Consider the following 21,357-nt stretch of genomic DNA (forward strand, 5'->3'; position numbering starts at 1 on the left):
ATATATGACCTGTTGATGCAAGTTGAAACCTGAACTGCTGTTGCTAACCTCCGATTTGCGACATATGTCGCAGCGTTGGCGTGCCGTCAATCTGTTGCCCGTTTAAGGCTTTTAACATGTCATGTGTTTCGGGTTTGGCTTCGAGCGCCTTGTAAAATAAATCCTGCACCGCCTTGTCATCACCTACGAGTGGACGAACATTGAACTCATCTGACCAGTAGAGACACGGTTTGATATTTCCGTCTGCTGTCAGCCTGAGCCGATTGCAATTTCCGCAGAAATGACTGCTCACCGGGTGAATCAGACCAAAGGTTCCAGCAGCTCCCACAATGCGATAACTATCTGCCGGTCCATTCCCATAAATCTCTCCACAGCTTTCGTACTCCCATCGTGCTCCGCATGTTTCCAGCACATGTTCGAGGGGCATATACCCTGATCTCCAACCTTCTCCACTTTCACCTATAGGCATGTACTCGATAAAACGAATATGAATGGGTTCATCCCGGGTCATCCTCAGAAAGTCTTCCACTTCATCGTCGTTCACGCCTTTCATCAGCACCACGTTAAGTTTGATCGGATGAAATCCGGCTTTTTGGCTGGCCTTAATGCCGTCCAACACACGCTGCACCTTGCCGCCTCGGGTAATGCTTGCGAATCGTTCTGGCTTCAAAGAATCCAGGCTTATGTTCACCCGTGTTAGCCCCGCAGCCTTCAGCAGATCCGCATAAGCTGCCAAATAGATGCCATTGGTTGTCAATGCGATATCTTCAATTCCTGGAATAGCGGACAACATCGCAATCAGTTGATCCAGCCCCTTACGAACAAGAGGCTCCCCTCCAGTTAAACGCAATTTCCGAATACCCAGTGGAGCAAGCGCCTTAACGATGGACGTGATTTCTTCATAGGACAGGATTCGTTCTGTCGGTTCAAACTGCATTCCTTCCTCCGGCATGCAATACACACAGCGGAGATTACAGCGATCCGTAACCGAAATTCTTAAGTAATCATGTTTTCTTCCAAACGGGTCCATTAATTTTGATTCCATACACGTACCTCCCTTCTCTAGGGTGCTGTCTTCACATCAGCCGAAGGAGAAAGCTGTTTTCTCTCATCCAGTGTCATCTTGACGCTAAATATAAGGATGTCTCGCTCGCTGAACTGTGCAAAATATCACAAGAAGTGAAACATAGCGCACAGTTGCACATCTATATATGCTCCGCAAGCCTTTTCCAAACAGGATTCTGGTTTAAATAAGGCAAAATTATGGCAAAAGGAAATGTGTGAGCAGGCTCACACAGACCCCTCTTCACGTTTTCTATAATCAAATTGCAACACCACACTATCCCAATCTGGAGGAATGACACATGAACACATACGCAGCAACCATTAATGCCACGGAGTATCCACCGCATTTGAAACATAAAGTTATTTTCGAAACGTTTGATCAGTTGCAACCACAGGAATCCATGCTGCTCATCAACGATCACGATCCAAAGCCACTTCGATTCCAGTTCCAGTCCACACATCCTGATGGCTTCAACTGGGAGTACATTGAACAGGGGCCTAAGACGTTCCAGGTCAAAATCAGCAAATTATAGAATGGAGCTGAACCGCTATGGCCCACGTTGAAATCATTGACGATACTACACTTCGCATCACGCTGAGGTTGGAAGATGCCACAACCATGGTGCAGATAGCACAGCGTGAGCAGGCCGAATATGCGCAAGAGGTTATTACCATTTACGAAAAAATGCCTGTGTTCGAATATACTCACTTCTGTTTTTACGCCTATGACAGTGCAAGACTTTTTGAGCGTGTGCTCGGCATGGACCCCAAAGCCTATCTGTCCTTCTCCCTCGATGCGCCGGACTCATTCTTCTATGCGCTGTACGGTGGAATGGCCGCCCTGTATGAATCATCTCTACAGTTGGTACAGCAGACGGATGTAGCTGGCGCAGGATCGGATGTGAACGCACATGTCTCCATCTGATGTCCATATTGTTGAATTGGATGTGCGTCCTCATCTGAGTAAAAAGCTGGAGCCGTTTCAGCTGATCATGGACACGATCAAGGGCCTTCAGCATGAAGATGTGTTTGTACTACATGCTCCATTCAAACCGACGCCTCTGCTCGGTATTCTCAAGTTAAAGGGATACTCCAGCACATCTGAACGTAGGAGTTCAGACCACTGGGTTACCACATTTGTGCACAAAAAAAATAAAACCGGTGCAAAAGCATTATCTGCAATGGTTTTATCTGGATCGGAAGTTAATTCGGAACCCGATTCAGATGAAGAATCAGCTTCATGCAAAGGACATCCGGAGGAGCAAGCTGTTGCGATTGCAAACATTGAAACTCCACAGGCACCCAAAGTTATATTGGACAATCGCGGATTGGAACCGCCACAGCCCATGATGCGAACACTTGCCGCTCTGGAGCGTTGCAAACCTGGGGAAGTCGTACTGATTCATAATGACCGTGTACCTGTATTCCTGATTGAAGAGTTGAACAATCTAGGTTGCACCTACACGGTTGAAGATCAAGCCGATGGCACAGCCAAAGTGAGAATTGAAAAAGGGTAAGGAGGCGAGAGCCATGTCCAGGTTGCCGTTTCTTTTTATCATCACGGGCATCTTTGGATTTGTAATGTATCACGCCTTCTCTCTGCTCTCGCTGACAGGTTGGCTTGGTGATGAACTCAGAGGACCCGAAGGCTGGTTTCATGCCCATCTGTTTGTGCTCGGGTGGGCAACCATGCTGGCCATGGGTGCCGTTTATCAGTTGATACATGTTATTTTGCAATCGAATATCTACAGTCTGTTTCTCGGTTATTGTCATTATGTCTTGTTCAGTATCGGGATCACGGGCATGTTATACGGTTTCATTCGTGCAGATGTCATCTGGATTGCCGGTTCTGCTACACTCGCGCTCTCGGGCATTCTGTTGTTCGGATGGAATATGGCTGTTACCCTCTTCCGTGCCTCACAGTGGAATCCGGTAACGATTAGTGCAGCTTGTTCCTGTCTCTATCTCGTTCTAACCGGGCTGTCCGGTATGCTGATGGGTCTGAATTTTGCCTTTGGTGATTGGAATGGTCTGCATGAACGCTTATTCGGCGCACATATCTGGATGGGAACACTTGGCTGGTTTGGCATGTTAATTACCGGCTTCAGTTACAAAATGCTTCCGATGTTCTACTTGTCCCACGATTATTCCATTCGACTGCAAAAAGTGGTCCTGGTTCTGTGGAATGCCTCTGTAATTACAGGCGTTGTCGCATTTCTGACTGGGTTCAAGGGAGGCTTGCTCTGGTTCGCGCTCTTGCTCCTAACTGCCGCCCTACTCTTCTATGTGTATCACTTGGAGCAAATTCAGGAGAAACGTCACAAAAGCAACCCCGGCCCGGGCATTCGCTGGTCTGTCTATGTAAGTCGTGCCTTTGCCGTATATACTGTCGCCCTACTGATCTATTCCGCGCAAGGAACCGAACTGCTGCTCCATCCAAGGGTTGTTCTACTGTCTGGTTGGGTGTATCTCGGGGGCTGGGTGTCTCTCACCATACTGGGCTATGCTTCCAAAATCGTGCCTTTTCTGTGGTGGACCCATAAATATGGCAAGCAGGCAGGCAGACCCGGGACACCGCTAATGGCTGGTATGCTGAGTGAACGGAACGTCAATTGGGGTATGCTCGCCATGGTGGCTGGAAGCCTTCTGCTTGTCAGTGGAATTCTGATTAATTTGGCAGAGGTCATGATGGTTGGAGGAACAATCTTATCTCTGGTCTCCATCGTTTATATAATGAACATTGCTTTGGTATTCAGACGTTAATATTAATAAGGTAAACTGGAGAGTGAATATGATGGAACAAACCACGCATTTACTGAAATGTCTCAAGGAAGTATATGACCCTGAATTAGGTGTCAATATCGTTGACCTGGGTCTGGTGTATGAAGTAAGGGAAGAACCTGAACGAGTACATGTACGGATGACGCTGACTACACCAGGTTGTCCGCTGCACGATACCATCGTTGGTGCGGTGAAATGGGTTTTACAGGAAAATACGAGCAAGACTGATATTGATGTTCAAGTGGTGTGGGAGCCACAGTGGTCTCCACAGCTGATGTCGAATGAAGCCAAGGAAATGCTGGGCTATTTCTAGGCAGAATGACTATGGACCGGATGAATGAACAAGTTGCTGGCGGAATACGAAGAAGCGTACTCAAGATCTGATATTCTCAGATCCAAGTATGCTTTTTGTTTTGCGATGGGAACATACACTTGATCTACTCCCCGGAAATTGCTAGAAGGACGAATGTTGGAGAAGAGTATTCTTGAATAAAAATAAATAAGGAAACTCCAGAATAGAGTTCCCCTTATATTGGTGCCAATCAGTGAATCATTTTATCGATTCCTTGATATCGATGTTAGATGTCCTTTGCATACGATGCTGCTGGTACTTTATTTAACACCACGAACAAACGAACTTCCTGATCTCCTGTATTATGGAATGCGAACTCTACTTCACCGCCGCAATGGATCACATCCTCTTGTTTCACCGCTTGTTCTTTTCCATCCAGAATAAGTGTGCCTGTGCCTTCGACCACCAGCAAAATAACGTCTGTTCCCGGATGTTTATGAACGGGAAGCTGCTGACCTGGCAGAAAATGAAGCACAAAGGTCACTCCACCACCCTGTTGGAATAAAACCCGTTTCGTGAAACGGTCCTCACTGAATGTTTTGACTTCTTGCAATGACGTAATACTCATGATAATCTTCCTCCTCGATAATATAATCTGTGAATGCATTCATCTTAACGCAAGAAAGCCCGCGTTTCCTTGATCTGAATCAAGAAATGCGGGCAATAAACAGATTATGGACGGTCCTTATGATCGTTTGTTTCCCGGATGATTACACCATCATTTTGCGCAGAGAAGATATATATCTGGAACGGATAACGAAGAAATAAAATGTCTGTGCAAGGAGAAACGCACCAAATACAGTCAACACCGGAACCGTATAATTCGTAATACCGAATTCAGACAGGAATGGCTTAACCACGACCAACGTTTCAATGATAGCTACCCCAATTGGTAAAAAGAACAGAATGGCAATCTGAACGGTGGATGATCGTTTCATCTCCTGGAAACTGAGACCCATTTTCGAAAGAGAATGCACCATCTTTCCATCGGCTTCAAGATCGGTATGCAGCCTGAAATACAAAAAGCTTGCAGAAGAGATGGAGAAGATCAATCCGATAAATATGCCCAGAAAGGTAAAGAGTGCTGTACCCTGTCTGTATCTCTCAAAATCTCCATATCGAGTGGTCAGAAAGCCGGAGTAATTCTCATCCGAAGAAGCATTATCGCTTCGAATGGTATCTGCGGACGACAAGAGCTGATCGCTAACCATGGCTTCCGAGGAGTGACGGTCAGGTACAGCATGACCCCAGGCAGGAATCTGATACAGAACTTTGCCAGATAACCTGTTTCCTTGGATCTGTTGTGTGATCTTTTCAAACTTCTCATCCGGGAGGACAACCACAGCTGTTGAATAGATCAAGGTTGCAAACCGTGTCTCAACATCCGTAGCTGTAACTATTGCTTGCATTGGACCAGCTTCCAGATTCAGAGTCATTGTGTCTCCTTCCGCATAATTGCGAAACCTGTTGCGATCGATCTGAGCCTGATCCTTCTCATTACGGGAATCTACGAACAATGCTGAGTCTGAATCCAATTGGAATGTCTTTTTTCCTAGGATTGCATTGAATCGGTTGTAATGACTGAGCGGCATGACCGAGACAGCACTCAGATCCGCATCAGACCAGAAGTACTCCAGATACACTTGCTGATAATCCAAGCCTGCGGCTTGAAGTCTCGAATCAATAGTGCTCATATTCATTTGATCCGAAGGTGTGTATACATTGTATTGGACTGCAAAATCGTTATTGGTAAACTGCTCCCGATTCTCCTGATCCAGTGACAAAATTACAACTGCACTCATTGAAGCAATCGCAATCACCACGGTCACCATAAAGAGCATGCGGGCATTATCCTTCATTTTATAGCTCATCTCTGAGATCCATAACAGACGTGTACCATGCCATACCGTTTTACGATTACGCTTCAATAAACGGATGATGAGCACGGAAAGTTGTGAATAGAAAAAATACGTTCCCGCTATCCCTGTTACTGCTGCAAGCATGATTGTTCCGCCATTTAACCCGCTGCGGAGTACCACAAAACCTACTGTAAGTAATGCAAAACCCAGAAGTGAGAAGAACCATGAAGCTTTGGGCTCTTTTTTAGGTTTGTTGGTTCCCGTCAAAAGTTCTAACGTCCGTTTGTTCCCGATAAAAACCAGTGTGAAGAGTGAAATGCAGAAAAATAACAACAGAAAGGCCCCGATCGTAATCAGAATCGCTTTCACCGGAAAATAAAAGGGCAGATCATCCATCCCGATAAAACGAGTGGTTAACATCAGGAACAGCTTGGACAACAACATACCTCCGCTGATACCGGCAATAATGGACAGGCAACCGATCAACATATTCTCCAGAATGACCAATCTCCGAATCTGTCTGGGCTCGGCACCAAGTATGGTCAGAATGCCAAACTCCTTGTTCCGTGACTTGAGGAAAGCACTGATGGAATACATGACAAAGAAAAATGCAAACACATACACGATAATCGAAGCGATCTGCATCCCCGTAGCGGTTGTGTCCCCCATCGGCAACTCTGTCACATATGGATGATAGATAAATACCGCATAAGCGAAGAAAATCATGACCATAAACACGCTGCTAAGAAAAAAAGCAATATACGCTCGCCCATTCCGGCGAATGTTATTAAACGCGAACTGAAGAAAGCTCATGTGAATTCCCTCCCCAGAAGGATAAGGTATCAATGATCCGCTGGAAGAACGTCTGTCGATTGTCTCCGCGGTGTACCTCGGCTGCCAGTTTTCCGTCCTTGATGAACACGATTCGGTTGCAATAACTTGCTGCAAGGGGATCATGTGTAACCAGCATAATGGTCGTTTTCTCCTGCTGATTAATCTGTTCAAGCGACTCCATGACCGCTTGGGATGACGTAGAATCCAGGGCACCGGTTGGTTCATCCGCCAAAACAATCGAAGGCATATTGATCATGGATCTCGCAATGGCTGTTCGCTGGCGCTGTCCGCCCGAAATTTCGTAGACTCGTTTATCCAGAATGTGATCAATCCCGAGCTTGGCTGTAATGCGATGTAGTCTGCTCTCCATCTCCTTCAGTTTGACCTTGTCCAGTGTCAGTGGAAGTACAATATTCTCAGCAACAGTCAGCGTGTCCAACAGATTGAAATCCTGAAAGACAAATCCGAGTTCCCGACGCCGGAACATAGCAAGTTCTTTCTTTTTCATATCAAACGGGTTCATGCCATTAATCAGCACCTTGCCTGAGCTGGGTTCATCAATGGTGGAGACCATGTTTAACAATGTGGTTTTGCCACTGCCTGACGGGCCCATGATGCCCACAAACTCACCTTGCTTGATTGTCAGATGAATATCACTAAGGGCTTGAGTCTGCACTTTGCCCTGATATACTTTGTTGAGTGCCGATACCTGTAACATTTCCATGCGTAATTCCCTCCTGATCCATCATTCTTTATACGTTAATTCTATTCTTATCCTAACCGACCTCCCGTAACGGTGCTATCGAATTACCTTAAACTTCCCTTACAGCACGCTTAAGGTTTTGTTCCCCTGGCTTCTCTATTACACTTCTGTGCATTAAAAAAAGCACCTCGCCCATGGGCAAAGCGCTCTTTACTTCGGATATTTCGATTGAACCCAGCTGAATCTGACCAACGTTCCCTCATTTGGCTCCGAAAACAACTCCACACGGTTATCTAATCGGGCACTGATCTCACGGACCAGATATAATCCCATTCCCGTAGATTCGTGATATTGCCTGCCCCGTTCGCCTGTGAAATAGGGATTGAACACGCGATGAATGTCCTCGGACGAGATGCCGATTCCCTCATCCTGAATGTCCAGGATGGTACGCTCTTCCTGTTTATAGCCTGTAATGATCACTTTTTTGCCTGATTTGCTATCGGAATAGTTCACGGCATTGGTCAAAATCTGGGTGAACATGAACCGCAGCCACTTGGAGTCACTATATATCTGAAGGTCGCCCTCCATCCGGATATCCGGCGTAATGCCTCTGCGAATAAACAAACGTCGGTTCTCTGCAATGCTACTCCGAAGCACCTCATGCAGAGACAGCAGCTCTACACGAAAATCCCCTTCGAACTGTTCAAGCCTTGATGAATGCAAGACCATTTCAAGTCCTTTGCGCATTTTATCCAGCTCATCCTGAATACTGCCAGCCGTCTCATCTTCCACATCTTCCAGGGTCAGTTGGATAATGGACAACGGGGTCTTCATCTGATGAACCCAGCGATTCATGAATACTACCTGCTGTTCCTTGCTAGTACGTAATTGACTTATCTCATGCTGCCGATTACGCTCCAGTTCATGTAACAGTTCCTGGATGGCTTCCGCCACGACCGAATTTCCAAGCGTTTGAAAAGGCTCATTTACCCGTTTACGTGGTTGTTGAAGTAGACGATAATACGCTCGCAGCTGAAAGTAACGTATGATTAGATAGACCAACAGCACCATGGTACTGATCAGCATGCCATAGAGGACAATTTTCATCGGGCGATCCTCACCAGAAAGCCAATACACACACGGAACCAGTAACATCTGCAGCACATAAAATCCGACTAACATCTGGTGGTCTCTCAGGAAAAGTCTCATTTCCCTTTTCCCTGTGCGGATGAACCCAGATCCAACACACGATAACCCGCTCCGCGAACCGTCTCCAAAATCTCTTCTGCACCTAGCTCCTTCAACTTCCGGCGAACACGTGTAATATAGACATTCAACGTATTATCATCAATAAAATGCTGATCTTCCCACATCTGTTCAAGCAATTTTTCCCGGCTGACAACTCGCCCTGCCTTCGCCATTAGTGCTTCCACCAGTATCGCTTCCTTCTGTGTCAGCTCTGTTGAACGTTCATCATACTCCAGTACGAATCGCTCAGGATAGAGAATCATGGGACCGTTCTTCACCTTCACTTCCTGCTGCACAGCAGCGTAAGAACCATAGGCTCTGCGCAGCTGACTACGGACTTTGGCAAGAACGACTTCATATTGAAAAGGTTTCGTAATATAATCATCCGCCCCATGTTCCAACGCCATAATCTGATCCATACCACTATCACGAGCCGATATGAATAAAATGGGACATATGGAATGTGTGCGTATCTGTCTGCACCAATAATAGCCATCATATTGAGGTAAGTTCACATCCATCAGTACCAGATCCGGTTCCATCTTCACAAATTCATCCAGTACATGACGAAAATCATCTGTGACCTCTACCTGGAATCCATTTCGGGTCAGATAAGCCGCCAGCAATCCTGCAAGCTTGGCATCATCTTCAACCAACAATATCGACTGCATCGTTAACCCTCTTTCCGTTTCCTGTCGTCAGTGTATCACATCTAGTTACCCATTCTAGTCGGAAACGGATTGAAAATAAAGGCTCAGACCACGAGGCGTCCCCTCTTCTCTGCCAAACCAATGATGGCTTCCACCCCTGAATTAAACTCAAGAAAGTCCTGCTCGACCCCATCGCTGAAAATAACACCATCCTCTGGCATCTGGGATACAATGTGCAATGATTGCTTCGAATGAATCTGTCCGAAGACCAGGTTGGCAGCTGTTGTCCGGCTCGGGAACGGTTCACGTACTGAAAAATATAAGTACGGTGCATCCCAGTTAAAATGATTCAACTCCTGCCTGCTTCCATGAATGGATGCAGATGCTGTAGCAACCTCAGCTTCGGAATTCAGGTTCTGCCATGCCGCCGATCCAACAATTCCGGTGGCTCCGGCCAGCACACTTTTGAACCAGCCTGTCGATCCCATGCCAGTGGATACAATGATACCACTGGAGGATTGTTGTTCTGCGGATGTACCCAAACGTACTTCATAACGAGCCGATACATGCGTCTTCCGACCAATGAACAGATCATTCACACCATATAGATACTGTCCATCATTTAGTTCTACTTTGGCGAGAGTGACTTCTTTCAATGTTCGTTGCTTTCGAATGACATCAGGGACAATGAAGCTGAGATCCTCCACGGTAAAAGGTAATAATACCCCGTCCCAACGCATCGGGTCCGGATTCACACCGATGAGCGGCTGCTCGGCCACATATTTGAGGGTATTCGCTACAAGTCCATCCTGTCCAACCACAACCACGATATCCTGCTCTCCAAAAATGAAGTTGGGCACATGTTCCCGATCAATCGTCTGGACGCGGCCCAATTGTCCCAGCTGCTGCTGCGCCTGTTGCACGGATTGTCGATAACGACGGTCTTCCTCCATATAATCACTGAAATCTGCGCCCAGACGTTCAATATAGAACTGGGCTTGCTGCACTGTGTTATATCGAACCACCAGCTCCTCCAGTCTGGTCCGGCGCTTCACCAGAATCAGCTTGTGTTCGCTCATTCGATCGTCCGCCGCAGGTTGCTGACGTACTGATTTTCCTGCTTTCCTCAATCTCATCTTGCTCGACCTCCCTGATCCCTGCCCGGCGCAGGAGACATTAGTCCCTGCAACAGATCCGGCGAGATATTAAGCTGTCCAATCTTGCCTGCATTTTCAGCCAGTTCCTGGAACGCAAGTGCAATCAGCTTATCGGAATTCATGCCCATGTTCGCCATCGCTTGCAGTACATTCGGCTGTACATTTTGCAATGAATTCATCACGGCAGCAATCTCATAGGCTTTGGCATCCGCTTCGGCATTGTGATTAGCAATGGTTAACTCAATCAGTTGCTGTTTACGTTCCTCCATCCCTGTATTGAACTGAAGCTGCTCCTGCTCCATCTCGTTTTGTTTCTGTTTCACCGAGCGTTCTGCCTGCAATTGGGTCTCACGAATCTGCTGTTTCTTCGTCTCCACGGCAATTTCGGTGTTCAGTTCATTCTCTTTTACTCGTCTTTCCTGTTCAATGGAAGCATTCCGACGCACATAGAGCGCTTCGTCTGCCTGACGCAAAATCTCTTCCCGCGCTTGTGCTTCCAATGCACGCATCGTCTCTTTATTAGGCAGAATGGCCAGTATCGATAGACTCATCAGCTCAACGCCCAGTTTCTCCAATTCTTCACTTTGTACGACTTCGCGTTTCATGCTGCTTACCAGCCGTTCACTGGATTGAATGGCCTCCTTCAGTGGCATTTGTTCCAGATGTTTCTTGGTCAGTACTTTGGCTGTGGTGATCACCCGTTGGTCCAGCTTGCCGGGGTCGTCGGAAATATATCGATTCTTGCGCAAATTGTACGTGTAATTCAGGCTCTGCGTTATTTTCAAATAATCCACAATGCGATAACTTAGTTGCCCCTGCACAGTAACCGTCTGATAATCCGCCGTAATCTCTTCGAACATGAACGGTACATCCACCGAGGATACGGGTAGAACCACTACCGATGTGGTCGGCTCATAATAGTAGAAGGACAATCCCACACCTTGACGCTGTACCTCACCATTTTTCACCTTCATTACATACTCACTGGGTTGAAATTTCGCGAATCGGAATCCAAACATGGCTCATTCCCCATTTCTTAATATTGTCGTTTTGATATTATCGAAATGATAACAAATGAATTTGATATTGTCAATACGACATTAACAAATTGTTCATATGCCTATTTAGAGTAAGGGAGTCCGTCAGAACCTTTTTTCTTATACAAAGCAGGTAAAGAGATCGAACCATTTGATCCGATCTCTTTACCTGCTTTGTTATTTCTATTAATGCGTGCTGATGATGCCACCAGGCATCCTTCGTAATCAAAAACGGACTTTTTGAACTACTTCTAATACAGTTGTTCCATTAGTCTGGCGACGGCAACAGCCCCTTGTGCACGGTTCGCTGTTTCTTTGGGAGCAAACGTGCCATCAGGCATGCCGTTCAGCAGTCCAAGTTGCTGCATCGAGGCTACAGCCTCTTTGGCGTATGCCGCGATCTCGGCGTTGTCTACAAACACCATATTTCCTTGTACAGAATGGGTCACATCCTCACGCTGCACAACCTTCAGTGCTCTGTTCAGCATAACGGCCATATCTTCTCGTGATATACGTTCATTGGCTCCAAAGCTTCCATCTGCCTGGCCTTGAATAATGTTCATTTCAATTCCAAGTCGTACTGAATCGGCATACCAATGCCCCTCCTTCACATCCGTTGGGAATGAAATAGATGGATCGGACTGGCGTGTATCACCAATACCTTTAATAATCATTTGCAAAAATTGTGCTCTGGTCAGTTCACCTTGCGGAGCAAAACGGGTCGCGCTCATTCCCGTAATAATCCCTTTACCATAGAGGTTCTGCACCTCTTGGAGAGCCCAATTGTGATTTTGCAGATCATGTAATGGCACTTCAACTTCTGCAATGACATAACTGCCGGATTCCAATGGTTTGAACGCCATCGTCTTCGTCTTGTCATCGTACTTCGAATACGTAACAGGTTTCATCTCCCCACTTGGAGATATGGAATGTACGACCATAACTACATCATTCTTCTTAGATTGCTCTACATTGGATAGAGCAACTTCAACCGCTCTGTTCGTCCATTGCAATGGCTTATTGTTCATCAACAAATTCACGTCGACAATTGCATGATTACCGATCGCTGCTTTTTGCGATGTAGTCAGCGTATCTGTTGATCCTTTTGCCACTACGATGTCGAACGTTCCAGCAGTCTCCGCAATGGTTGGCGGGAGTGATTTCAGAGGAACACGAACAGTAGTCTGTCCTACGACTACATCCAGGGATTGCACTTCCTCAGTACGAACCCATGCTGCCAGTTGACTTGCAGGCAATTGGAATGTGACTGTCTTGGCTGTGTCAGGGACATCTGCAATCAGCTTCAACGTTCGGTTCCCTGCATCCATGGATTGCAGTGCCTGAGTTAATTGGGATGCATCTGGACGAATGGAATACTTGTCATCCCCGGATTTCGTTCCCTTTATCGTGATCGATCCCTTCACTGGCGGATCACCCGATCCAACCGGTGGGCTTACAGCCGGATTCCCCGGCGATGGGGCTGTTCCGGGGTTGGAAGGTTGTGATGGTACACTTGGTTGTGACGGCTGCCCTGTGCCTGGTGTACTATCTTGACGTACCAATTGGCTTACAGCATCTTGTAACGCACGATCCGCCTTACTTACATCTTGCGTTGAAGATTCAACATCCAGAATGAATGCCTTCGCTTCAGAGAGCGCCTTACTGAATACATTCCAGCTTGAAGTGGTGTATTCGGTTTGCTTTAATTTCTCAGCGGCATCTACAGTAGATTGCAGTGCAGATTTGTCGGCCGGGAACGTACCGTATGCTTCAAAATCCATAAATCCTACCCATGTAGAACCTGCTGTAATCGTTACGCGAATATAACGCGCCTCTGTATCATTCGAGAACACATGTCTTGGCGCTGTTGAAACGACAACGTCGCTCGTGGTATCGACCACTTTCACAAATTTTTTGTTATCATTGGACACTTCAATCTTGTATTTGATTCCACCACTCCACATCGACATTTCGATCTTGCGAAGGTTAGCAACCTGACCCAGATCCACTTGCCACCAACTGTCTACGCTCTGATCGGTCCCCCATGAAGTGTTCGGGTTACTGTCAATAGCTCCCCCCGGAGAGTTGGCTTCGCCGCCACCTGTACCCGCACTGGTTGAGGCGGTTGCCGTTTTGCCTGTGGTCAATGCTTCCAGCAATACAAGGTCATTAGAGGCTTGCTTCAATCCATTGAGTGCCGAATTCACTTCAGACTGCACCGCACTTGTGTTGTCTCTAACAACGATTGCCGCCTGTAACGCATCCTTCAATGTTGTCCAGCTTCTGCTTGTGTAAGAGGATTCAGTCTGTTGCTGTATTTCCCCAATCCACTTATGCAGCTCCGTCTTGTCCACATTCGACAGACCCTGAATGGCATCATTCAGATGTTTTACGGCAGTGTTGGCGTCTGTCTGAGTTGCCCTTGGATCGGCAATCACCTGCTCGGCGCGTTCAAGCGCTTTGGTTAACATCGCCCACGTTGCAGCAGACCAATCTTCCTGCTGATATGTGCGTGCTTCCGCCATTTTTGCTGTGAGATCGCCTAGCTGCGGAGCAATCACGCTGAGCTGCTGCATGACACCTTCCAATGCTGTTGTTGCCGTGTCCGTCTCCTGTTGCGTAAGTCCACCTGATGTATAGGCCTTACGGTAAACAGCCTCTGCTGCTTCAATGGCAGGAGCAAGATTGTCCCAGCTTTCAGGTGTAAAATCACTGGAAACCAGCGACTTTGCCCGTGTAAGGGCTGCCGACAAATGCTGTCGATCTGCTGGCAGAAGCTCCAGTCCACGTTTGTACACATCAAGGGATGGTAAGGCTCGTCCCTCGTAAGAATAACCCCCGTTGTCCGGGTATTCATCATAATCGAACATGCCGTGATTCTCCCACGCATCTCCCTCGGAAGCAATCCAGCCTACATTCGCCGCAATCCATGCGGGCTCCCAATAGAAGAACCCGGCTCCGCGGCCTTCTGGCACGTCAGCGATCATATCCATAATGCCAGCAATGGCATCATATTGGCCCTCTACCGTTGCAGGGAATGTCGCTCCCCCAACATGAAGGGCTTCATCCGATCCAATGATATTACCGTGTGCATCACCGTTTTTATACGAAAATGGATACGATGTCTCGGCAATTATCACGTCTTTTTTATACTTGGCAGACACTTCATTCATCGTCTTCTGCACATCGGCAAAGGTCCCATGCCAGAACGGATAATAGGAAAGTCCGATAATATCGTAATCCAGTCCGCCTTCCTCCAGTTCACGGAAATACCAGTCGAACGTATCCGCCTTGCCACCTTCAGCCAGGTGAATCATGATCTGAACCTGATCGCCTCCTGCGACTGCGCGCACACCATCTACCCCACGCTTCAAGAGTGCTACATTCTCGTCAAAATTCACATTGCTCTTCAAGCCGTTCAGAACACCGCTGTTAATCTCGTTACCGATCTGAACCATGTCAGGCATGGCGTTTTCTTTCTTCATGTCGCCCACAACTTCAACGGTATAATCATATACAGCCTGCTTCAGCTCATCGAACGAAAGTCCTTCCCATGCCTTCGGACGAAGCTGCTGGCCCGGGTGGGCCCACTCATCCGAGTAATGGAAATCCAGCAATATCTTCATGCCTTTTTCCTTCACCCTTTTCGCTAAACGGATGACGTCCTCTTTATCGTTATACCCATTAGACTTCTGTGGATCATTCCACAGACGAAGGCGCACGTAATTGACACCGCGGTCCTTGAGGATATCAAGCAAGTCACGTTCTGTGCCATTGCTATCCAGATATTTCCCGCCATTATCCTCAATCGCTGTTAACGTGGAAATATCCACCCCTCTGACATAATCCGTTCGGTATCCCTTAACCGTCACATTAGCCTCTGGTGATACGGACGCACCATATACTGCACCCGTCACGGTAAAGCTGCCCGCATGTAAATACTCTGAAGGGTCGATACTATTCCATTTCACTGGAACCGAACCCGATTTTCCGTTCAGATACTCCGCTCTAACCTCAGCCGGCAGAACCGGAGCGCTCCCCGTCACTGTTTGCACGTTAACCTGATCGTAACCCGTTATGTCTGCCGGATCAATGCCTTGCTCTTCTCCCCAGACTTTGATCTCGGAGATAGCGGGCCACGCACCTGCTTGATCGTAGAATGACACGGTGAATCTTACATATTGAACAGCATCCGTCTGAAACATCAGATCGGTCGTTTGTTGAGCCAGGTTATTGTCGCTCTGATCCACGACTTTGGTCCATTCGACCTGATCCGCAGAAGTTTCAACAATAAACTTCGCTAATTTATCATCTTTCCATGTTATTTCTGCTCCAGACAGATTATAAGCACCACCCAGGTCAATCATCGCCCACTGTGGCTGCTCCACCGTCGCTTCAGCGGTTGCAGTCCAATGTGTATCACTTTTGCCATCTACAAGGTGGTCCTTGTTGCTCCCCCACTCCAGATACTCTGTGCTTACCGTAACCGCCTTGTTAAGTGCCACGTTCACTTTCGCATCTTCTGCAACCGCTGGACGAACCATCAAGCCCAGATCACAGAACAGCATCAGCAATACCAGACACCCGCTTATGTACCTTTTGTTCACTCTTGATCTCCCCCTTTTTGTGTTTGATTGTGCATGGATCAATGAATGTTATGAATCCCCCTTATTGTAAGCGCTTAATAGCAATAAGTAACACGGCATTATCCAAAGGAAACAGCAGTTATTTTAACAATATGATCCTGTAAAAGTTACATTTAAGCTATATGGATCACGCTATTTTGCAAGAAACAAAAAAAAATCTGTCCATCCACCGTAAGGCAGAACAGAACAGATTTTTAGATATATGATCGTTGTTACACTTATTTGGAGAGTTTCAATTCAAGCTGTACCTGGATATCATTTTCTGTCGAGAGCACAACGGAGTGCGGATTTTCCATTCCGAAATCTTCGAACGTTACCATGGATGTTGCTGACAACAACACTTCGTTATTCTCATAAGCGGCCTTTGCATCGAAAGTCACTTCTTTTTCAACACCTCTAACCGTAATGGTACCATTCATTTTGATATCAACCGTTTGACCGACAGGCCATTCTGCAGGTACACCTTCAAATGAAGTCGCTGTAAATGTTGCTTGTGGATATGTCGCAATGTCGAAGAAATCGGCTTGCTTCACGTGACCGTCCCGTTGTCCATTTCCGGAATCAATCCCGTCCATCTCAATCTGTCCTTCTGCTTTCATCTGAGAAGCATCGTCTACATTAATCGTCCAATTGCCTGTTACCTGCTCGTCCACAAAATTAACGGTCTCCTGCGATGTGGTTACGGAGAAGTATACTTTGGAACCTTCGCTGATGCTCCAGTCTCCATTCAGTTGCTCTGCTCCCGCAGTTTCATTAGCTACAACAGCTCCTGTGCTATCTACTGCTGTGGTGGAAGTCGCTGTGCTGGCAGGAAGCACCTGCTCAATCTCAACGTTGTTCCCCAAATAACTATTGGTGAGATAATAACCACCGCCACCGATTACGGCAACCGCCGCCACACCTGTAATAAGCCATGTTTTTGCTTTCTTGTTCATCTCTATGTTTCCCCCAGTACATGATTGTTTAGGTTGCTTGTTGATATGGATCATATCAACCGAATGTGTCAGGAAGAAGTCAAGATACGACACGTCCTTTAATTTTTTCTAATCCTTAATACAGGATTGGCTTTATGCTCATGCTCATGTAAAATCAGTACACAAGCTTATGAACTGAAAGGAGACCCCTTTTCTTGAAATCCATACTCATCGTCGAGGATGAGCAAGCTATTGCACGAGTACTGGCTGCTTATCTGAGAAAAGCAGAATTTGAAGTTCATCATGCAGCAGATGGACCGACTGCACTTACCCTTTTCGATTCCGTAACGCCTTCCCTTGTATTACTTGATGTGATGCTGCCCGGAATGGACGGATGGGATCTGCTGCGAATTATTCGTGAAAAAAGTGCTTGTCCCGTGATTATGCTAACCGCACTGGATGACATTTCAGACCGTCTCAACGGGTTGAATGCCGGTGCTGACGATTATATGAGCAAACCTTTTGTACCGGAAGAAGTGGTCGCCAGAGTGAATGCCGTGTTGCGCCGTAATCCACATTGGACCTCAGGTGCTGAGGAGAAGCGCTCCTTTGGCAATCTTGTCATTGATCTTGCTGCCAAGCAGGTGCTGCTGAACGGTGCTGAAGTTGCACTAACACCTCGTGACCTGTCGTTACTGCTATTCCTGTCCGATTATCCGAACCGTACATTTACCAGAGATCATCTTATTGAACAGGTATGGGGGATGGATTACGACGGCAGTGACCGTGCTGTGGATCTATCAATTAAACGACTACGTCAGGCACTCTCCCACTGGTTACCCGAAACTGGAGAAATTCGGACGTTGCGAGGAATGGGGTATCAATTTTGGATCGCCAACTGAAACAGAAGAAACCCAAACGAACGATATCCATTCTGTCACACTGGACACTGCGATATTTTCTCATTTTGTGCATTGGTTTCACGATTATTGTAGCTGGGGCGCTCTATTGGATTCGAACAACCTCAATTGAGAAAAGCCTCAAAACCGCAGAACTGTTAGGTCTGGAGATCGCAGATCAAGTGACCAGTGAAAATAATATGCTGCGGGTTCCCCCCGATCTCGACAGACTGGTAACCAAGCGAGAGAAACTATTTAATACTGATCATTATTTTTGTGTCATGATCTTGGACAACAACAATCAATTGATCTTTTCCCAGCCTAAAATGGAGCAAAAAGATGTGCATTATCGACTGTCAGACGACTACCGTGAACCGCGGAACAACAAATATGCAGGCGTAACGGTCAACATATCCGAAGGCGATCAAACCGTGGGCAAAGTGTGGGTCATGCAGTCCAAACAATCCATTACATTTGGTCCAGAGACCATATGGCTTGTTGCTCTAATCCTCGGAGGACTAATCCTCTGTGGATGGTTTACAATCTATCTCCTGTCGAGTAAGTTATCCAGACCTATTCGTCAGGTCGCCTATGCCGCTGAGCAGATTCGAGGTGGTAATTATGAAGTGAGTCTTGACTTAAATACACGAGAACGTGAGATCAATGAACTTGTAAATTCATTCCGCGACATGGCCACACGTCTACAACAACTCGAAGAATGGCGCACACTTTCGCTGGCAGGGGTAAGTCATGAACTCAAGACACCGGTAACTTCCATCAAGGGACTCGTTATGGCGGTACGTGACGATGTCGTGAGTCCACAGGAAGGAAAGGAATTTTTGGATATCGCTTTGAAGGAATCCGAACGTATGGAGCGTATGGTCGCAGATCTGCTTGATTATAATGCGATGTGTGCAGGAAGTGTCGCTGTTCGCAAGGAACGAACCGATCTGAAGCTGTTGGTCGGCGAGATCATCTATCAGTGGAAGATAGCATATGAGGACAAAATGCCAGAGGTTCAACTGCACTCCCCTCCTGTTACGTTTTTTACCATGGGAGATGCTCTACGTATTCAGCAGATTATTGTCAATTTGCTCAATAATGCCCTTCATGCCACAGCCCCTGAACAAAAGGCTGTCTTCGATATTTATCTGCGCGCAGAAGAACAGATGCTGTACGTTGATGTCAAGGACAACGGGACAGGGATCCCGGCAGAAGATCAAGCTAAAATCTTCGAACGCTTCTATCGTGGAGAGCTCAAAAAACGCCGTAATCGCGGCCTGGGTCTGGGATTAACATATAGTCGATTACTCGCTCAGGAACAGGGCGGTGAACTGACACTTGTCTCCAGCAGCCCGGAAGGGAGCATGTTCAGATTAAGCCTTCCGAGCTGGGTTGCAACACAAGAAGCCACTACTACAGAAAAAGCATATGGAGCAGCCGTTAAAGTGTAACGAACCACGCTAACATGCCAAAAAATAGCCCAGGACTCCATTCAGGAGACTGGGCTATTTCAACGTTGTTCCTTGTTCTTTATCCAGAATGGGAGCGTTCAATACTCTAATACACGTGGCCTGTATTCATCGTAAGCATCCGAGATCAATTGCTGATGAAGTGAACTGCTGGCAATGATCGCTTTCCGCTTTGCTTTCAAAACGATCTGCTCTATATCCGCATAACTGCACCCTTCCAAGCGTTCACATATGTAATCTTCCAGCCGGGCCTCCTGTTCAAATGCCCCCACCAACTTGCTGATATACAATCTGCGACTTGAATCATCCGGCATACCATAGGTCATCTTGGTATCAAAACGCCGCCATATGGCATGATCCAGTTGAGTTTCCAGATTCGTCGCAGCCACCAGAATACTGTCCCCATCGAATTCGTCCAGACACTGCAATAACGTATTGACGACACGGGCCATCTCTTTCACTTCATCGTTGCTCTCACGTGTGCGGCCTATGGCATCAAATTCATCCAAGAAAAGTACACAGGGGTTAATTCGTGCATATTCGAATAACTTGCGTACATTACTCCCCGTCTCTCCAAGGTGGCTATGAATGATTGCATCTAGTCTCACGAGTACCAGTGGCAAATCAAGGCGCTCAGCCAAATGCGATGCTGTTAATGTTTTTCCTGTGCCGGGGGGGCCGAACATGACCAATTTGTTGGGGATCGATACATCATGCGCTCTGAACTTCTCTTTCATACCCAGAATGGTGATGAATTCGTTAATGATACGCTCATTTTCAGCGGAAAATACAATATGCTGGGCTTTACGTCTACATTCTTTCGGTGTGTAAAAAGCCGCCATATCGATCCCTTTTGCTCGAGGAATACGATTCATATGATTTATTTTGCTCATGTGTACACAGGCTCCTTCATTCTATGGTTTCAGTCCGTGATTCAAGTTATATAAGTTGAACTAAAAAATATTTACACCAGTCACTTCGATGACAGAACAACCTTCCGATCGCTGTTATCCCCAGATTTTTTCTGATCCTTTTATATAAAGGAAAAATCCGGGGATAAAGGCGAACGCTCCGCTTCTTCAGGTTCTTTCTGTCCTCTCCGTTTCGTATAAATACTTAGTTCAATTTATAGAATCACCTAGACTTTTAATCGTAATTATTACTATTAAATAATAGCATACTACTGCCTTTTTGCAAAGATAACCACAGCACGTCCACTATTTTGCCACAGTAGTGGGTCATTGAGTTGCAGACTCCAAGAAAATTTGCTATTCTAAGATTGCATCGTTGTGTATAACGCAAAAAAGCTCTCTAAATTTCAGGAGAGCATCAAAATTTTCCAGATTTCGCAAGCGGCAACTTGCTGATCCGGATTCTTTTATACCAACGAATGTAATCCAATTAAAGTGAGGTTAACAATCATGGCAAAAGACGTACTGTGTGAAGTTAATTCCTGTCGTCACTGGGCTCAAGAGAACAAATGTAACGCTTCTTCGATCTACATCGTGAGCCACACTTCCAAAGAAGTAAGTCAATCTGCTGAAACAGACTGCAAAACTTTTGAAGTGAAATAAGAAATTTCTTATGATTCACTTAAAGGAGCCCTTACCGGTTCCTTTTTTCTTTGTCTATTGTAACAAGAATGATAATTATTATCAAGCCTATTCTGTAAAAATCCTGCTCACCTCTTAAATGCACATTGGACAGATCACCTACGTACACTACGTAAGAAGTTAATCT

At 46.4% G+C, this 21,357-nt stretch carries 19 protein-coding genes; 8 read left to right on the top strand and 11 right to left on the bottom strand.

Going from position 1 to position 21,357, the window contains the following annotated elements:
* Positions 1 to 43: 43 nt before the first annotated feature.
* Positions 44 to 1,045 (bottom strand): GTP 3',8-cyclase MoaA, encoded by a 1,002-nt coding sequence (gene moaA, locus AC1S8V_RS18305; protein ID WP_482070229.1) that lies wholly within the window; start codon positions 1,043 to 1,045, stop codon positions 44 to 46.
* A gap of 319 nt (positions 1,046 to 1,364) precedes the next feature.
* Here moaA and AC1S8V_RS18310 point away from each other — a divergent pair, with 319 nt between their 5' ends.
* The 5 genes from AC1S8V_RS18310 to AC1S8V_RS18330 are packed head-to-tail and all read left to right on the top strand — an operon-like array spanning position 1,365 to position 4,159.
* On the top strand, positions 1,365 to 1,598 hold the full coding sequence (locus tag AC1S8V_RS18310) for a DUF2249 domain-containing protein (RefSeq protein WP_440389730.1): 234 nt from the start codon (positions 1,365 to 1,367) through the stop codon (positions 1,596 to 1,598).
* Between the two features lie 17 nt (positions 1,599 to 1,615).
* Positions 1,616 to 1,990 carry a hypothetical protein gene (locus AC1S8V_RS18315; RefSeq protein ID WP_482070230.1) on the top strand — a complete coding sequence of 125 codons (375 nt, stop codon included), beginning with the start codon at positions 1,616 to 1,618 and terminating at the stop codon, positions 1,988 to 1,990.
* Positions 1,977 to 2,582: a DUF2249 domain-containing protein gene (locus AC1S8V_RS18320; RefSeq protein WP_482070231.1), complete on the top strand. Its 606-nt coding sequence runs from the start codon at positions 1,977 to 1,979 to the stop codon at positions 2,580 to 2,582. The genes AC1S8V_RS18315 and AC1S8V_RS18320 overlap by 14 nt, the downstream gene beginning before the upstream one ends.
* A gap of 13 nt (positions 2,583 to 2,595) precedes the next feature.
* Positions 2,596 to 3,828, top strand: a complete 1,233-nt coding sequence (locus AC1S8V_RS18325) for a YceK/YidQ family lipoprotein (protein ID WP_482070232.1) — start codon at positions 2,596 to 2,598, stop codon at positions 3,826 to 3,828.
* A gap of 31 nt (positions 3,829 to 3,859) precedes the next feature.
* Positions 3,860 to 4,159: a metal-sulfur cluster assembly factor gene (locus AC1S8V_RS18330; RefSeq protein ID WP_482074523.1), complete on the top strand. Its 300-nt coding sequence runs from the start codon at positions 3,860 to 3,862 to the stop codon at positions 4,157 to 4,159.
* Positions 4,160 to 4,424: 265 nt separating this feature from the next.
* Here the strand turns inward: AC1S8V_RS18330 and AC1S8V_RS18335 are convergent, their stop codons facing one another.
* The 9 genes from AC1S8V_RS18335 to AC1S8V_RS18375 all read right to left on the bottom strand — a co-directional run bounded on the left by AC1S8V_RS18335 (position 4,425) and on the right by AC1S8V_RS18375 (position 17,267).
* Complete coding sequence (locus tag AC1S8V_RS18335) at positions 4,425 to 4,766, bottom strand: cupin domain-containing protein (RefSeq protein WP_249912284.1); 342 nt, start codon at positions 4,764 to 4,766, stop codon at positions 4,425 to 4,427.
* A gap of 142 nt (positions 4,767 to 4,908) precedes the next feature.
* Positions 4,909 to 6,870: an ABC transporter permease gene (locus AC1S8V_RS18340; RefSeq protein ID WP_482070233.1), complete on the bottom strand. Its 1,962-nt coding sequence runs from the start codon at positions 6,868 to 6,870 to the stop codon at positions 4,909 to 4,911.
* Positions 6,845 to 7,615 carry an ABC transporter ATP-binding protein gene (locus AC1S8V_RS18345; protein WP_315935964.1) on the bottom strand — a complete coding sequence of 257 codons (771 nt, stop codon included), beginning with the start codon at positions 7,613 to 7,615 and terminating at the stop codon, positions 6,845 to 6,847. Before AC1S8V_RS18345 ends, AC1S8V_RS18340 begins: the two co-directional genes overlap by 26 nt.
* 189 nt (positions 7,616 to 7,804) lie before the next feature.
* On the bottom strand, positions 7,805 to 8,776 hold the full coding sequence (locus tag AC1S8V_RS18350) for a sensor histidine kinase (RefSeq protein WP_482070234.1): 972 nt from the start codon (positions 8,774 to 8,776) through the stop codon (positions 7,805 to 7,807).
* 23 nt (positions 8,777 to 8,799) lie between these two features.
* Positions 8,800 to 9,513, bottom strand: coding sequence for a response regulator transcription factor (locus AC1S8V_RS18355; RefSeq protein ID WP_482070235.1), 714 nt, complete (start codon positions 9,511 to 9,513; stop codon positions 8,800 to 8,802).
* A gap of 83 nt (positions 9,514 to 9,596) precedes the next feature.
* On the bottom strand, positions 9,597 to 10,628 hold the full coding sequence (locus tag AC1S8V_RS18360) for a diacylglycerol kinase catalytic domain-containing protein (RefSeq protein ID WP_482070236.1): 1,032 nt from the start codon (positions 10,626 to 10,628) through the stop codon (positions 9,597 to 9,599).
* Entirely contained in the window at positions 10,625 to 11,668 is a 1,044-nt protein-coding gene (locus AC1S8V_RS18365) for an SPFH domain-containing protein (RefSeq protein WP_482070237.1), read from the bottom strand. Before AC1S8V_RS18365 ends, AC1S8V_RS18360 begins: the two co-directional genes overlap by 4 nt.
* A gap of 269 nt (positions 11,669 to 11,937) precedes the next feature.
* Positions 11,938 to 16,293, bottom strand: a complete 4,356-nt coding sequence (locus AC1S8V_RS18370; protein ID WP_482070238.1) for a glycosyl hydrolase 53 family protein — start codon at positions 16,291 to 16,293, stop codon at positions 11,938 to 11,940.
* 257 nt (positions 16,294 to 16,550) lie between these two features.
* The gene (locus tag AC1S8V_RS18375) at positions 16,551 to 17,267 is read right to left on the bottom strand and encodes a YceI family protein (protein WP_482070239.1); all 717 of its coding nucleotides are present in this window, start codon (positions 17,265 to 17,267) and stop codon (positions 16,551 to 16,553) included.
* A gap of 194 nt (positions 17,268 to 17,461) precedes the next feature.
* Between AC1S8V_RS18375 and AC1S8V_RS18380 the strand changes: the two genes are divergently transcribed.
* Together AC1S8V_RS18380 and AC1S8V_RS18385 are read left to right on the top strand one after the other, a co-directional pair.
* Complete coding sequence (locus AC1S8V_RS18380) at positions 17,462 to 18,148, top strand: response regulator transcription factor (protein ID WP_482070240.1); 687 nt, start codon at positions 17,462 to 17,464, stop codon at positions 18,146 to 18,148.
* Positions 18,133 to 19,599, top strand: coding sequence for a HAMP domain-containing sensor histidine kinase (locus AC1S8V_RS18385; RefSeq protein ID WP_482070241.1), 1,467 nt, complete (start codon positions 18,133 to 18,135; stop codon positions 19,597 to 19,599). Before AC1S8V_RS18380 ends, AC1S8V_RS18385 begins: the two co-directional genes overlap by 16 nt.
* A 98-nt stretch (positions 19,600 to 19,697) precedes the next feature.
* Here the strand turns inward: AC1S8V_RS18385 and AC1S8V_RS18390 are convergent, their stop codons facing one another.
* A complete protein-coding gene (locus AC1S8V_RS18390) occupies positions 19,698 to 20,510 on the bottom strand; it encodes an AAA family ATPase (RefSeq protein WP_482070242.1) in 813 nt (270 codons plus the stop codon).
* Between the two features lie 528 nt (positions 20,511 to 21,038).
* Between AC1S8V_RS18390 and AC1S8V_RS18395 the strand changes: the two genes are divergently transcribed.
* Complete coding sequence (locus AC1S8V_RS18395; RefSeq protein ID WP_482070243.1) at positions 21,039 to 21,191, top strand: DUF1540 domain-containing protein; 153 nt, start codon at positions 21,039 to 21,041, stop codon at positions 21,189 to 21,191.
* Positions 21,192 to 21,357 lie beyond the last annotated feature (166 nt).

The organism is Paenibacillus sp. B46(2026) (assembly GCF_056786355.1).

Bases quoted from the DNA above. Each gene is read 5' to 3' on its own strand.
- AC1S8V_RS18360 (WP_482070236.1), bottom strand. From the start codon at position 10,628: ATGAGATTGAGGAAAGCAGGAAAATCAGTACGTCAGCAACCTGCGGCG.
- AC1S8V_RS18325 (WP_482070232.1), top strand. From the start codon at position 2,596: ATGTCCAGGTTGCCGTTTCTTTTTATCATCACGGGCATCTTTGGATTT.
- AC1S8V_RS18320 (WP_482070231.1), top strand. From the start codon at position 1,977: ATGTCTCCATCTGATGTCCATATTGTTGAATTGGATGTGCGTCCTCAT.
- AC1S8V_RS18395 (WP_482070243.1), top strand. From the start codon at position 21,039: ATGGCAAAAGACGTACTGTGTGAAGTTAATTCCTGTCGTCACTGGGCT.
- AC1S8V_RS18365 (WP_482070237.1), bottom strand. From the start codon at position 11,668: ATGTTTGGATTCCGATTCGCGAAATTTCAACCCAGTGAGTATGTAATG.
- AC1S8V_RS18335 (WP_249912284.1), bottom strand. From the start codon at position 4,766: ATGAGTATTACGTCATTGCAAGAAGTCAAAACATTCAGTGAGGACCGT.
- AC1S8V_RS18345 (WP_315935964.1), bottom strand. From the start codon at position 7,615: ATGGAAATGTTACAGGTATCGGCACTCAACAAAGTATATCAGGGCAAA.
- AC1S8V_RS18350 (WP_482070234.1), bottom strand. From the start codon at position 8,776: ATGTTAGTCGGATTTTATGTGCTGCAGATGTTACTGGTTCCGTGTGTG.
- AC1S8V_RS18310 (WP_440389730.1), top strand. From the start codon at position 1,365: ATGAACACATACGCAGCAACCATTAATGCCACGGAGTATCCACCGCAT.
- moaA (WP_482070229.1), bottom strand. From the start codon at position 1,045: ATGGAATCAAAATTAATGGACCCGTTTGGAAGAAAACATGATTACTTA.
- AC1S8V_RS18315 (WP_482070230.1), top strand. From the start codon at position 1,616: ATGGCCCACGTTGAAATCATTGACGATACTACACTTCGCATCACGCTG.
- AC1S8V_RS18340 (WP_482070233.1), bottom strand. From the start codon at position 6,870: ATGAGCTTTCTTCAGTTCGCGTTTAATAACATTCGCCGGAATGGGCGA.
- AC1S8V_RS18330 (WP_482074523.1), top strand. From the start codon at position 3,860: ATGGAACAAACCACGCATTTACTGAAATGTCTCAAGGAAGTATATGAC.
- AC1S8V_RS18375 (WP_482070239.1), bottom strand. From the start codon at position 17,267: ATGAACAAGAAAGCAAAAACATGGCTTATTACAGGTGTGGCGGCGGTT.
- AC1S8V_RS18355 (WP_482070235.1), bottom strand. From the start codon at position 9,513: ATGCAGTCGATATTGTTGGTTGAAGATGATGCCAAGCTTGCAGGATTG.
- AC1S8V_RS18390 (WP_482070242.1), bottom strand. From the start codon at position 20,510: ATGAGCAAAATAAATCATATGAATCGTATTCCTCGAGCAAAAGGGATC.